This window comes from Nonomuraea angiospora (assembly GCF_014873145.1).
GTDB lineage: Bacteria > Actinomycetota > Actinomycetes > Streptosporangiales > Streptosporangiaceae > Nonomuraea > Nonomuraea angiospora.
Genome location: NZ_JADBEK010000001.1, coordinates 8,171,656 through 8,184,603, shown reverse-complemented (window position 1 = coordinate 8,184,603; position 12,948 = coordinate 8,171,656). Strand labels below are relative to the sequence as shown.

The window sequence follows — 12,948 nt, the reverse complement described above, 5'->3', positions numbered from 1 at the left end:
GTCGGGACACGGCCGCCGTCGCGGGGCGGACCTCGTGCTACGCCTACGCCGGCGGATCTCCCAGAAGGGCTTCGGCTACGGCGGTGCGGGCGTACAGGACGTATCTGCCCGTGCGGTGGGCTGAGCACAGTCCCGCCCTGTGGAGCGCGGTGAGGTGCTGGTTGACGCCGGGCTGGGAGAGGCCGACGCGCTGGGCCAGGTCGCGCGTGGAGGTGGGCTGGTCGAGCTCGGCCAGCAGGCGGGCGCGGGTCTGGCCGAGTACGGCGGCCAGCGCCTCCGGCGGGTCCATCCGGCGGCGTTCCCAGAGCGTGGCGATGCCGCGCGGCGCGTAGCGGACGGTGGGCTGGTAGGGCGGGGTGGTGACGGAGAAGATCCTGGGCCAGACGAACACGCACGGCACCAGCAGCAGCCCGAGGCCGCGCAGCGACCGGGTGCCCGTGACCTGGCGGTGCCGGATGCGCATCGTCCCGTCCTGCCAGGTCACAGCGTCATCGAGATCGGCCAGCATGCGCCCGGCACCGCCGGCGGCCAGCAACCTGGCGCGGTAGAGGATCTCGCCCTCGAGCAGGGACCTGATCGCCGGCCAGTACGGAAGCAGCGCCGCCCGCCAGTAGTTCTCCACCTCCTCCGCCAGCCGCTCCAGGCCCTTTTCCGGGTCGTCGTAGAGGTCCTGCACCCGTTTCGTACGTGGACCGGGGATCTCGTCCAGATCCGAGCGGACCCGATCGGCCGCGCCTCGCATGGTGGCGAGTTCGAGTTCCAGGTCCGGTATGGAAGTGGACGGCGGGGTGCAGGTGAAGCCCGCGATCGTGGCGGTCGGCACCGGCACGAGGTCGGACAGCAGCCGCCAGTCGACCTGCTGGAGCCTGCGGCGTACCTGGTCGGCCCAGGGGCGCAGAAGCGGGTGCGACCGCGGGTCCTTCACCACCCGGACGCTCGCGACGACCTCGCCCAGGGGAGAGATGGCGAAGCGGATGTTGGCGACGTCGTGAGCCGTGAACGTCAGGTTCAGGGTCATTGGATTTGCTCGTCACTTAATCGATGGCCTCTTCAGGCCACATTTCAGCACCCTTGCGGGCATGTCAACAACAGTGATGGACCAGCCGCCGCTGCTGCGGATGCGCGGGTTCCGCAACCTCTTCGTCGCCCGCGCGGTGAGCGAGCTCGGCAGTCAGGTCAGCTATGTCGCGCTTCCGCTGCTCGCGGTCACCGTGCTGGGAGCGGGGGCCGGCGAGGTCGGCCTGCTGTCGGCACTCGGCACGATCACGGTGCTGGCGCTGGGCCTGCCCGCCGGGGCGTGGGTGGACCGGGTCAGGCGGCGGCCGGTGATGATCGTCACCGACGTCGTACGGGCGGGTGTCCTGTTTTCGGTACCGCTGGCGTGGTGGGCGGGGTCGCTGTCCATGGGGCAGCTGTACGCGGTGGCGGTGCTGATGGGGGCGGGGACGCTGCTGTTCGACGTGGCGTCGATGAGTCTCGTGCCGGGACTGGTGGGGCGCGAACGGCTGACGTCCGCGAACTCGCTGCTGGTCGCGACGGGAGCGGGGTCTGATATCGCCGGACGGAGCACGGCCGGGGTGCTGGTGCAGCTCATCGGCGCGCCACTGGCGGTGCTGGTGGACGCGCTGAGCTACCTGTGGTCGGCCGCCTGGCTCCGCGGCGTCCCCGAGCCGCCGCCGGTGGCGGCCTCGCCGGCCCGGGAGCCCGTCCGGCGGCAGATCGTGGCGGGGGTGCGCTTCCTGTTCGGGAACGCGGTGCTGGTGGCGGCCCTGATCCAGGGGACGCTGGCGAACCTGGCGTTCCCTCTGTGCTCGGTACTGCTGCCGGTCCTCCTGGTCGGCCAGCTCGGCTATCCGGAGTGGGTGCTCGGCGCGTACCTGGCCGTCGGAGGCCTCGGAGCGCTGGCCGGCTCGTCCGCCGCCCACGCGATCGCCCGCCGCCTGGGCACCGGACGGGCCACCTGGCTCGCCGGCCTGGCCACCGCGCCCGCCTCGCTGCTGATCCCGTTCCTGGGCCGGGGGCCGTGGCTGTGGGCGGCAGCGGCAGGATGGTTCGTGCTGACGTTCCGCACCGGGGTCAACAACGTGCTGCTGACCAGCCTGCGGCAACGGGTCACGCCCGATGACATGCTCGGCAGGATGACGGCCACGATGCGTCTGCTCCTGATGGGCGCGGTCGGGGTGGGCGGCCTGCTGGCGGGCGCGCTCGGCGAGGTGTGGGGCGTGCGCTCCGCGCTGTGGCTCGGCGCCGTGATCATGGCCGTGAGCTGGGTCCCGTTCCTCTTCTCACGGCTGCGTCACGAGCCCTGAGCCGGTGCGCCAGGCGACCGCGGGGCCGGGCAGTGGTCCTACACGCGCACGGACGAGAACGGGCGGGTGCACCGGGTGGACGGCTGCGACCTGTACGAGTTCGACGGCGACCGGATCCGGGTCAAGAACGCCTACCGCAAGGTCGACGGAGACATCGGCCAGGCATGAGCAGGCCTGCGCCGGCCGAGGATCCTTCCCCGGAAGAGCTCACATAGCCGAAAAGCCCCCCGACTCATGGGGTCACTACGGACACAGGAGCAGCCTTGCCGCACGGGCAGCAGCCAGAGCCGGAAACCGCCTTCGGACTATTGGGCGCGATGGAGGTGACCAGGCGGGGACGACGAATCCTCGTCCCCGCGGCCAAGCAGAGAATCCTGCTGGCCACCCTCCTGCTCCACCCGAACCAGCCCGTTTCCACAGAGCTGATGATCAATCACATCTGGCACAGTGACACACCGGGCAATGTGCGGGCGACCCTGCACACCCATGTCGCCAGGCTGCGCCGCGTCCTCGGTGATCACACGGACGACACCCAGCTGATCCGCACCTGCCAGGATGGATACCTGATCCAGGCCGGCGATGACGAGGTGGACGTCAGCCGGTTCCACGGTCTCGTTCGCAGTGCCCAGAGAGCGACCGAAGCACGAGCGGAGGCCGCCCTGCTGCGCGACGCGCTCGATCTGTGGCGCGGACCTGCGCTGGCCGACGTGCCGTCGGAGTCGTTGCACCGCGAGTACGCCGGACGCCTCACCGAGGACCGCGTGCAGTCGCTGGAGCGCTCGTTCGACCTGGATCTTCAGGCTGGTCTGCACCGGCAGATCGTCGCCGATCTGCGATCCGCCATCGCCGTGTACCCCCTGCGGGAACGGCTTTGGGAGCAGCTCATGCTCGCCCTGTACCGGGGCGGCCGGCAGGGCGAGGCGCTGCAGGCTTACCTCACGGTCGCCGACCTGCTGGCGGAGGAGCTGGGCATTGACCCGGGGGACGAGCTGCGCCGGCTGCACCGGTCCATCCTCGCCGCCGACCCCGGACTGATGCCGCAGGTGAGCGTTCCATCAGCCGGTGCCGGCCTCGACGGGCAGCACGATTCCGTGGCGGTACGCCCGCGGCAGCTACCGTGCGACATCGCCGCGTTCACCGGCCGTGCCGACGAGCTGCGAACCTTGGACGGCCTGGTGCGACCCGACGAGAGCGAGGCGACGCGACTGGTCAGGATCGCGGTGATCACCGGCACCGCGGGCGTGGGCAAGACCGCCCTGGCCGTCCACTGGGGTCACCGAATGGTCCGGTCCTTCCCCGACGGCCAGCTGTACGTGAACCTGCGCGGCTTCGGCCCAGGCAGCCCGCTGGAGCCCGCGACCGCGTTGGAGGTGCTGCTCAAGGGCTTGGACGTCGCCGCTGAGAGGATCCCGGCGGAGCTGGACGCCCGCTCGGCGCTGCTGCGCAGCTTGCTGGCGAATCGTCGCATGCTGATCGTGCTGGACAACGCGCGCGACGTCTCCCAGGTGCGCGCGCTCCTGCCCAGCTCGGACTGCGTCGTGCTGATCACCAGCCGCGACCAACTACGCGGCATGTCCATGCACGGCGACACCTCGCACGTGACGCTCAGCGTCTTCTCCCCGCAGGAGTCCACGGCGCTGCTCACCTCGATACTCGGCCCCGACCAGGCGCAGGCGGAGCGGGAGGCGATAGCGGAGCTCGGACGGCTGTGCGCTCATCTTCCGCTGGCGCTGCGGATCGCGATGGCCAACGTCATGCTGGACCGGCACCAGAGCGTGGCGGAATACGTCGGCGAGATGCGCCGAGGCGACCGGCTCGCCGCGCTGCGCATCGACGGCGACGAGCAGAACGCCGTTCGCGGAACGCTGGGCCTGTCCTACGCCGCCCTGACTCCGGACGAGCGTCTCCTTTTCCGGCTGCTCGGCCTCGTACCTGGGCCGGACGTCACCGTCGAATGCGCCGCCGCCCTGCGCGGGTCCACCATCGATCAGGCCGGACGCCAGTTGACCCGGCTCGCCACCGCCCACCTGATCGATCAGCACGCGCCTGGCCGCTACCGCTTTCACGACCTGCTGCGCCTGTTCGCCGCCGACCGCGCCCACGCGGAGGAAAGCCCAGAAAGCGTAGAAGAGACCAGGCAGAGGCTATACGACTGGTATTTACGCAGTACCCGCGCCGCGGCCAGGCGGTTGTACCCCGGCTGTGTCCTGTTGCCGCCGGCCGCTGACTCCGGCGTGGCACCGGTCTCCTTCGACGACCCCGCCTCGGCGGCGGACTGGCTGGCGGCCGAGCATCGCAACCTCGTGGCGGCCATCCACCAAGCGGCACTGTCCGGCCCGCGCCGGTCCGCGTGGCTGCTGACCGACGCGTTGCGCGGCCACTTCCGTACCGGCGGACGCACCACCGACTGGCTGTCGTGCGCGCACGTGGCCGTGACCGCCGCCGAGGAAGAACAGGACGTCGAGGGCATGGCGGCAGCGTTACTGACGTTGGCGGATGTCGAGGATGCCGCCCCGCCGGAAGTCGATCAGAGCGATCCGGGAGTGGCCCACCCCCAGTCGGGCCGCCTGGACGAGGCGAACCGGGCGATGAGGCGTGGCCGCGAGAGTGAGGGCCGCCTCGCCGGGTCGGCCCGGTCGAGGTGGTCGAGGTGAGGGGAGGGCTCCGCGTCCTCGCCCCGCATGCCGCCGGCGCGTCCATACGCGCGTTCCATGCCGTCGGCATTCGTCCACGCTGCGGATCCGGCCCGCGTCAGCAGCACGAAAGAGAAGAGACAGCGGAGTCTGTCAGGCTCTTGACCGCTCGCGAGGCTCCGGAGAGCCACAGGGAATTTCCTACGGCAGGAGAATTCGTCAGATGAGAGGGGCATTGGCCGGCGTGTTGTGCGCGGCGGTTTTGTCAATCGGCGGTCTGAGCGCGTGTAGCGCAAGCGTCGATATCGGCGGCGACACGAGCGCGACAGTGGCGAAGTCCGCGATGGAGCAGCAAATCAGTGACCAGTTGGCGAAAGCCGTCGGTCAACGGCCGAAAGCTGTGGTGTGCCCGAGTGACATGAAGGCAACGAAAGGCGTCACCCTGAAATGTCAGCTCGAGGCCGAGGACGGCACCAAATTCGGTGTCACCGCCACGATCAAGTCCACGGAGGGAAGACAGGTGCGATTCGACATCAAGGTCGACGACCAGCCGGCGACCGGCTCTTGACTGCTGTCGAAGGGAGAATCATGGGAGCAGACGCAACCGAGACGAACATGGCGCTGATGCGCCGAGCGTACGAGATGCTGGAGAGCCACGACCTTGAGAGATGCGCGGAGCTTCTGACCGAGAACTTCGTCGCCCACGTCCCCGGGGTGGCCGGCCCCCTTCACGGACGGGAGATCTGGGCGAGGGGCGCCGAGACCATGCGGGACGCGTTCCCTGACATGCGCATCGATGTCCAGCACATGTTCGGAGCGGATGACAAGGTGGCAGTGATCGTCCACTTCAAGGGCACGCACCAAGGGTCCTTCAACGGAGTGGAAGCCACCCGTCGCCCGGTCAGCTTCCGGAGTGTCGAGATATACCGGATAGAAGCCGGCAAGATAGCCGAGGAGTGGGTAGCGCCCGACATCATGGGGCTCATGGCGCAGATAAGGCCGGCGGAGGCGGACAGAGCCGGGCCGGGGCAGTGGGGAGATTCGCTCCAGCGCTGACGTGCTGGGGGCCGGGGAACCGGAACGACGGCAAGCTCGCGCGGCGCCGCCCCCTGAAGCACGTCATCACGAACGGTCCGCCGGTCTGATCAGCAAACCCGTGACCGAGACGGACGCCTCGAGATCGCTGCGGCAGGAGTCATGCGGCGCGCAGAGGGGCCACCGCTGCGGCGATGCGCGCCAGCCGGCCTCCCTGATATCGCGCGGCCGCCAGCAGTTCCTTACTCGGCTCGCCCTCGCCGGAGACGTTGCTCAGCCCGTAGGGGTTTCCGCCGGCCGCGTGGATGACGTCATAGTCGACATAACCGGTGGGGACGATGATCGAGCCCCAGTGGTAGGCCACGTTGTAAAGAGACAGCAGGGTGGACTCCTGTCCCCCGTGCCGTTCGCCCGTGCTGGTGAATGCGGTGAACGGCTTGCCGGCGAGATGACCCGCCTCCCAGATGCCTCCCGTCGTGTCGAGGAAGGTCTTGAGTTGCGCGGCGATGCTGCCGTACCGGGTCGGGGTGCCGATGCCGTAGCCGTCGGCCCAGATCAGGTCGTCAAGGGTGGCGACCGGCACGTCCGCGGTCACGTCCAGGTGCGCACGCCAGTCGGGGTTGCGGTCGATCGCCCGGTCCGGGGCCGTCTCCGCGGTCCGCAGCAGGCGCACCTCGGCGTCGGCCTCTTGCGCGCCCTCAGCCAGGGCCTTGGCCGTGGCGTGGACGTTGCCTGTCGCCGAGTAGTAGACGACCGCGATGCGCGAGATCATGACTGCGCCTCCCCGCTGCCGTAGGGGCGAGTGATCACTTCGAGGTTGTGCCCGTCCGGGTCGGCGAAGTACATCCCGCGGCCACCGTCGTTCCTGTTGATCTTGCCCGCCTCTTGGTGACCGGGATCGGCGTAGTACGTGATGCCCCGGGCGCGCAAGCGGTCCCATACGGCGTCGAACTCCGCCTCCGATATCAGGAATGCGTAGTGCTGTGAAAGCACCGGCCCGTCGGTGGCGAAGAAGTCAAGGCTGACGCCATTGGACGTCTCGACCACCGCAAAGGGGCCGAACTCCGAAGGCTGCGGCAGCCCCAGGACCTCGGCGAGAAAGGCCGCCGATTGATCCTTGTCACGCGCCGCCACCACCGTGTGGTTGAACTCGATTGCCATGTGACCTCCCAAATGAATTGGCTGGACAAGCCAATCTTCGACAGTTCCGGGAATACCGATCAAGAACACATCTCTTCGCCCACCGGGTAGCCTGGCTACATGATCGAGGGAATCGAACTGCGGGAAATCCGCACATTCCTTGCGGTCGCCGATGAGTTGCACTTCGGCCGTGCGGCCGAGCGGGTCGGTCTCACGTCCTCTCGGGTGAGCCAGTCCATCCGTTCCTTGGAATCACGCATCGGCGGGGCTTTGTTCGATCGCACCAGCCGCCGTGTCGCTCTGACCCCACTGGGCCGGCAGCTTCGCGACCACCTGCAGCCGGCACACGACGCACTCGCGGCAGCGCTCACCGCAGCGCGTGAGACGGCCCGTGGCGTGGCCGGAACGATTCACCTGGGAATGTTCAACCCGCCGATATACGCCGGCCCCCACATCACCCGTATCGTCCGCACCTTCGAGACCCGCTACCCGAATTGCACGGTGCTCCTGCGCGACGTCCCGTTCGAGGCGCAACTCGACTGGCTGCGATCCGGCGCCGGGGACGCGCTCGTCATCCGCCTGCCCAACTCCGCCTCGGACCTGACCATCGGCCCCACCATGACCGACGAGAAACGGGTGCTCGCGATAGCCGCCGACCACCCCCTCGCCGGCCGCGGCCAGGCGGACGCCGAAGACCTCGGCGATCTCATGATGATCGACATCGCCACTGTGCCCCGCGAGCTGATGAACGCCTTCCTCCCGCCCCTCACCCCGTCAGGACGGCCGATCCCGCGCCTCGAGGTGCACCGCTTGACCGAGATCCTTCCCCTCATCGCCCTCGGAGCGGCCGCGCACGCCACCGTGCGCTCCTTCGCCGAGCACTACCGCTATCCGAGCGTGGCCTACATCCCCGTCACAGGGCTCCCCCGCTCACGTACCGCGCTCGCATGGCTCACCAGGAGGACCACGGCCCGGATCATCGCCCTGGCGCAGACCGCCGAGAACGTCCTCGCCGCTGTACGGAAACGCGATTGACCCGCCCGGGCTCACAACACCCGCTTGGCGTACGGCAGCGCCCGGGCGACCGCCGCCGCGCCCCAGCACAGCGGGAGCGAGAGGAGCGATGCGAGGGCGAATTTCTCCAGCGGCCCGCCGGGGACACCCGACAACTGGACGGATACGGCGACGAGCACGATCGCGTGGAAGACATAGACGGCGTAGGCGTTACCGGACAGGAATCGGCCGAAAGGTGTGGGTGGCCCGGCGAGGCGGCGGCTGAACAGGCCGAGGATGCCCAGTGACATGCCGGCGCAGAACACGCCGTCAAAGACACCGTGCGCCACCTGGGCCGGCAACGATGCGTTCGGCGTACCCAGTGCGACCGGAAGGAGCGTCACGGCCGCCAGCGCGGCGGCGGCGAATCCCCAGCGCGTGGCCCGTGCCGATATGGTGGTCAGCCACCCGCGCCGGTAGGCGAGCACTCCCGCGACGAACATGCAGACGTACTGCGGCAGGTATTCCGGCACCGGAAGCTGCAGCACCGGGATGCGCTCGACAGGCTGCCACACCCGCCACACCACGCCGAACACCGCGAGCAACGCGGCGAAGCCGACGACGGCGGGCGCCCGCAGGCGGGTCGTGCGGGGCCGCCGCTGCGCGGACCTCAGTGCCCGGATCGCCGCGTACGCCGCCACGAAGACCAGCAGGGTCGCCAGGAACCACGCCGGCCCCTGCTCCAGCTCACGGATGTAGAAGTCGACGAAGGTGATGGGCCCTCGATCGGCTTCCCACCGGAACAGCGGCAGCTTGGCGAGCGGGACGACGACGAAGACGGTGACGAGCAGGGGGATCCCCAATCTGAGCGCGCGCTCGGCGAGGAACCGGCCCGCTCCCTTGCGATCGTGAGCTCCGGGTACGAAGTAGGCGGAGATCAGGAAGAACAGGCCCATGAAGTACGTCTGGTTGAGCAGCAGGAACAGGTCCAGCAGTCGCCCCCACTCGTTCGCCGGCGGGGGCGGTGTCCTCATGGTCGGCTCGTGGTAGTACCACAGGGCGAAGCTCCCGTACGTCAGGGCGACATGGTGCAGGACGACGAGCACGGTGAGCAGCACGCGGACGCGGTCGACGAAGTACAGGCGTCCGGCCGCGGGGGTGGCGTCGTCGACGGTGAGGTGACCGGCTGTCATGGCCTCGCTCCTCGGTTCCTCGTTCGGTCAGGTCGTGACGTCACGCTAGGAATGAGCCGAGCCCTGGGGTAATGGGCCTTGCCTCCGGTTTGAATGGGGGTTGGCACCCATACCGATGAAGTCCGCGACCTGGTTTCCTCACCTTGAGGTCCATGCCACAGCGCTGCGCGGGACGCAGAATCGAGGAGTCGATCGGATGGGACGGCCGGGGACGCGTGAGGCGGAAGGTGGCGGAAGGTTGCGCACGTATGCGATCGCCCCCGTACGGTGCCTGGCGCTGGCCGGGCTGGCCGCGCTGGGATGGCCGCTACTGGCCGCCGTCTTCGTGGGATCGCACCTCGGGCTGCCCTCCCCCGCCTTTTTCGTCGAGCAGGCCCGCCGTCTGCCGGCGCTCGCCCGGCGGCTGGCCGGACGCTGGGGCGGGCTGGAGATCTCCCCGCCTTACCGTCCGGCTCCCCCGCCGCCCAGGCGCGACGCCGACGGCTGGTACCGCGACGGTGACGACCTGTTCCGCTCCGCGTTCCTTCCTGGTTACGTCATGAAGATGCGGTGGATCTTCCGCGACCCTGCGACCTGGCGTGACCTGTACTGGATGGCGGTGAATCCGGTGGTCGGCGGTTTGCCGGTCGTCGTGCCACCGGCCCTGACGGCCGGCGGCATCGCGATGATCTGGCTGCGCCACCCGGTCCTCGGCGGGGCGGCTGTGCTGCTCGGGATCGCCATGGGGCCGGTGATGGTGCGCTTCCATGCCCGCTGGAGCCGGGTGCTCCTCGCGCCGGCGCCGCGGGAAGGGCGGGGCGGGTCGGCGGCGGTCCTCGTCCCGCGACTGGTGGCCGGGGCGCGACTGTGCGCGAGCGTGGGACTGGCAGTGGCGGCGGCGGCGCCGGCGCTGGCTCACGTGGCGGCGATCGTGGTGACGGCCATGCGACTGTGGCCCGATGCGGTGCTGGCCGCGCGCCGTTTCGTGTCCTGGCGTCGAACTCTGATCGGCGATTGGACGGGCGTACGGATCGTCTCACCGTACCTGGACGAACCGCCGATGCCCGCGCCGAACCCCGACGGTTCCTACCGGACGGGGTGGGGCGAGTTCGGCACGGTACACCGGAGACGGGAATCGGCCGTCCGCGCGCAGCGGTGGCGGTGGACCGTTCGCGATCCCGCCTCTTGGCGCGATCTCGCGTGGTTGTCCCTGGAGGTTCCCGTCGCCGCCATGCTGTACGCCGTGCCAGCCGCGCTGATCATCGGCGGGTTCGTGGCGTGCTGCTGGCTGTGGGTGTGGATCAAAGCGCTCGGCCTGGTCGGCGCGAGCATCGGCTGGTCGCCCGACGACACGCTCTGGGCCGCCGTGCCGGCACTGGCCGGCCTCCCGGCTCCGGTCGCCGGCCTGGTGGCCGCGGCGCTCGGCATCGCGGTGGCTCCCGCGCTCCTGCGCTGCCATGCCCGTCTGAGCCGGTCGTTGCTGGGTCCCACGAGAACGGCCGTGCTGACGCGGCGGGTCGGCGCGCTGGCCAGCAGCCGTACCCGGATCAGCGACGCGCAGGCCGCCGAGCTGCGCCGGATCGAGCGCGACCTGCACGACGGCGCCCAGGCCAGGTGGATCGCGGTGGGGATGCAGCTGGGGGCGGTCGAGCAGCTCATCAGCGCCGACCCGGAGGCCGCCAAGGCCATGATCGCCCGCGCCAAGGACGTGTCGGTGACCGCGCTCGCCGAGCTGCGCGAACTCATCCGTGGCATCTACCCCCCGGTGCTCGCCGATCGGGGGCTCGCGGACGCCGTACGCACTCTGGCGCTGGATGCCCCGCTGGAGGCGGAGGTCCTGGTGGACATGGCAGGCCAGGTGCCGCCTCCGATCGAGGCGGCGGTCTACTTCGCGGTGTCCGAGCTGCTGACCAATGTCGCCAAGCATGCCGCCGCGTCGAAGGTGTCGGTGGAGCTGCGCCATGAGGGCGGTCTCCTGACGACCACCGTCACCGACGACGGGCTCGGCGGCGCGACGGCCGGGCGCGGTGGCGGGCTGCACGGCATCCGACGCCGCCTCGACGGGTTCGACGGCGTCCTCGTCATCTCGAGCCCGCCGGGCGGACCCACCGTAGCTACCTTGGAGATTCCATGCGCGTTGTCCTCGCCGAGGACGTCTACCTTCTCCGAGAAGGGCTCACGCACCTTCTGAGGGCCCACGGCATCGACATCGTGGCCGCGGTGGACACCGGTGACGAGCTACTGGACGCCCTCGCCGGCCACCGGCCCGACCTTGCGATCGTGGACGTGCGGCTGCCACCCGGCTACACGGACGAGGGCGTGCGGGCCGCCGTGGAGGCCCGCAAGCGCCATCCTGGATTCCCCGTACTCGTCCTGTCCCAGTACGTCGAGCAGATCTACGCCCGAGAGCTCCTGGCCGATGGCGCCGGCGGCGTCGGCTACCTGCTCAAGGATCGGGTCTTCGACACCGGTCACTTCGTCGACGCGCTTCGCAGGGTCGCGGCCGGGGGCACCGCCATGGACCCTGAGGTGATCTCCAAGCTGCTCGGCGGCACGTCACCACAGCACCCGCTCGCTCTGCTGACCCCGCGCGAACGCGACGTGCTCCAGCTCATGGCGCAGGGACGCTCCAACGCCGCCATCGCCGGGCAGCTGTTCGTCAGCGAGGGAACCGTCGGCAAGCACATCGCCGCCATCTTCACCAAGCTCGACATCGAAGCCACCACCGACACCAACCGCCGCGTGCTGGCCGTGCTCGCGTACCTCAACCAGGGCTGACCCTGGGGCGGGCTCAAGCTGGGCGCCGGCCACGGCCATCGCGGGCCGACCTGGCTGCGCCCCATCCACCGTAGAGGCAGTCGTGCCGGCCGGTCTGTCAGGCAGGCCCCGAGGACGATGACAGGCGGCCACGCCGCTTGGCTTGCCGGATGTAGGCGAGCGTGAGATTGCTTGCTCGGCTGGTATGCCGTGACCGCGGTACTCGCGGTCACTGGAGTTGGGGCAGGAACCTACGGCGGGCGAGGGCGGCCGTTGTCTTGGCGACGAGCACGGCGATGAACGCTGTGATCGCGAGCAGTACGACCCAGGCCCACACCGTGTATCCGACGGGTCTTCCGTATTTGATCCAGTGCAGGGCAAAGGTGGCGACGGCGGCGTAGGGGAACGCGAACGACCAGAACGCGGGGCCGAACGCCAGCCGGCGGTACACGGGGATCAACCGGAGCTGGACGATGACGGCGAGCGCGGTGAAGCCGCCGAACACCAGGGCGACGGCGTCGAACCTGTCGTGCGTGATGACCAGGTAGGCGAGGCCGGCGAGAGCGGGCGGCGCGATCTCGATGGCCAGGGTGGGCAGCAGTGGCGCGGGCAGCCGGGGGCGGAACATCAGCCTGAACAGCCATCGGCCGGCGGTGAGAGCGTGCGGCACCAGCCACACGACGGCGGTGACGATGAACAGGACGTCGGCCACCAGTCCGGGCACCACCCCCAGCATCGCCGCATACCCCCAGCAGGTGGCCAGACCAGCCAACCCGTAGGAGATCCCGAACATGTTCGGGGTGATCCCGACCTGACGCTGAACTGTTCGCGTGTTCATCGAGCCCCCACCGCGAATACCGGCGGCTGCGCGCCCTCTGCGAATTCGCTGACGCTGACCATGGTCGTCTG

General features: G+C 69.6%; 12 protein-coding genes. 7 read left to right on the top strand and 5 right to left on the bottom strand.

Annotated features, from left to right (window positions below):
• Positions 1-43 precede the first annotated feature (43 nt).
• A complete protein-coding gene (locus tag H4W80_RS37460) occupies positions 44-1,018 on the bottom strand; it encodes an ArsR/SmtB family transcription factor (protein ID WP_192789382.1) in 975 nt (324 codons plus the stop codon).
• A gap of 61 nt (positions 1,019-1,079) precedes the next feature.
• Between H4W80_RS37460 and H4W80_RS37455 the strand changes: the two genes are divergently transcribed.
• From H4W80_RS37455 to H4W80_RS37440, 4 genes are all read left to right on the top strand, one after another.
• Positions 1,080-2,309: an MFS transporter gene (locus H4W80_RS37455; protein WP_225963872.1), complete on the top strand. Its 1,230-nt coding sequence runs from the start codon at positions 1,080-1,082 to the stop codon at positions 2,307-2,309.
• A 317-nt stretch (positions 2,310-2,626) separates the two neighbouring features.
• Complete coding sequence (locus tag H4W80_RS37450; protein ID WP_192789381.1) at positions 2,627-4,963, top strand: AfsR/SARP family transcriptional regulator; 2,337 nt, start codon at positions 2,627-2,629, stop codon at positions 4,961-4,963.
• 202 nt (positions 4,964-5,165) lie between these two features.
• Positions 5,166-5,510: a DUF4333 domain-containing protein gene (locus tag H4W80_RS37445; RefSeq protein ID WP_192789380.1), complete on the top strand. Its 345-nt coding sequence runs from the start codon at positions 5,166-5,168 to the stop codon at positions 5,508-5,510.
• A 20-nt stretch (positions 5,511-5,530) separates the two neighbouring features.
• Positions 5,531-5,998 (top strand): ester cyclase, encoded by a 468-nt coding sequence (locus H4W80_RS37440; protein WP_225963871.1) that lies wholly within the window; start codon positions 5,531-5,533, stop codon positions 5,996-5,998.
• Between the two features lie 139 nt (positions 5,999-6,137).
• On the opposite strand, the gene wrbA is transcribed toward H4W80_RS37440, so the two are convergent.
• On the bottom strand, positions 6,138-6,749 hold the full coding sequence (gene wrbA, locus H4W80_RS37435) for an NAD(P)H:quinone oxidoreductase (RefSeq protein WP_192789379.1): 612 nt from the start codon (positions 6,747-6,749) through the stop codon (positions 6,138-6,140).
• Positions 6,746-7,138: a VOC family protein gene (locus tag H4W80_RS37430; RefSeq protein ID WP_192789378.1), complete on the bottom strand. Its 393-nt coding sequence runs from the start codon at positions 7,136-7,138 to the stop codon at positions 6,746-6,748. Before H4W80_RS37430 ends, wrbA begins: the two co-directional genes overlap by 4 nt.
• Positions 7,139-7,237: 99 nt before the next feature.
• Between H4W80_RS37430 and H4W80_RS37425 the strand changes: the two genes are divergently transcribed.
• Complete coding sequence (locus H4W80_RS37425; RefSeq protein WP_192789377.1) at positions 7,238-8,152, top strand: LysR family transcriptional regulator; 915 nt, start codon at positions 7,238-7,240, stop codon at positions 8,150-8,152.
• 11 nt (positions 8,153-8,163) lie between these two features.
• Here H4W80_RS37425 and H4W80_RS37420 read toward each other — a convergent pair whose 3' ends face one another.
• Positions 8,164-9,303 (bottom strand): acyltransferase family protein, encoded by a 1,140-nt coding sequence (locus H4W80_RS37420; protein ID WP_192789376.1) that lies wholly within the window; start codon positions 9,301-9,303, stop codon positions 8,164-8,166.
• 238 nt (positions 9,304-9,541) lie between these two features.
• Here H4W80_RS37420 and H4W80_RS37415 point away from each other — a divergent pair, with 238 nt between their 5' ends.
• Together H4W80_RS37415 and H4W80_RS37410 are read left to right on the top strand one after the other, a co-directional pair.
• Positions 9,542-11,473, top strand: a complete 1,932-nt coding sequence (locus H4W80_RS37415) for a sensor histidine kinase (protein WP_192789375.1) — start codon at positions 9,542-9,544, stop codon at positions 11,471-11,473.
• Entirely contained in the window at positions 11,413-12,060 is a 648-nt protein-coding gene (locus H4W80_RS37410; protein WP_192789374.1) for a response regulator transcription factor, read from the top strand. Before H4W80_RS37415 ends, H4W80_RS37410 begins: the two co-directional genes overlap by 61 nt.
• Positions 12,061-12,268: 208 nt before the next feature.
• Here H4W80_RS37410 and H4W80_RS37405 read toward each other — a convergent pair whose 3' ends face one another.
• Positions 12,269-12,877: an SLAC1 family transporter gene (locus H4W80_RS37405; RefSeq protein WP_192789373.1), complete on the bottom strand. Its 609-nt coding sequence runs from the start codon at positions 12,875-12,877 to the stop codon at positions 12,269-12,271.
• Positions 12,878-12,948 lie beyond the last annotated feature (71 nt).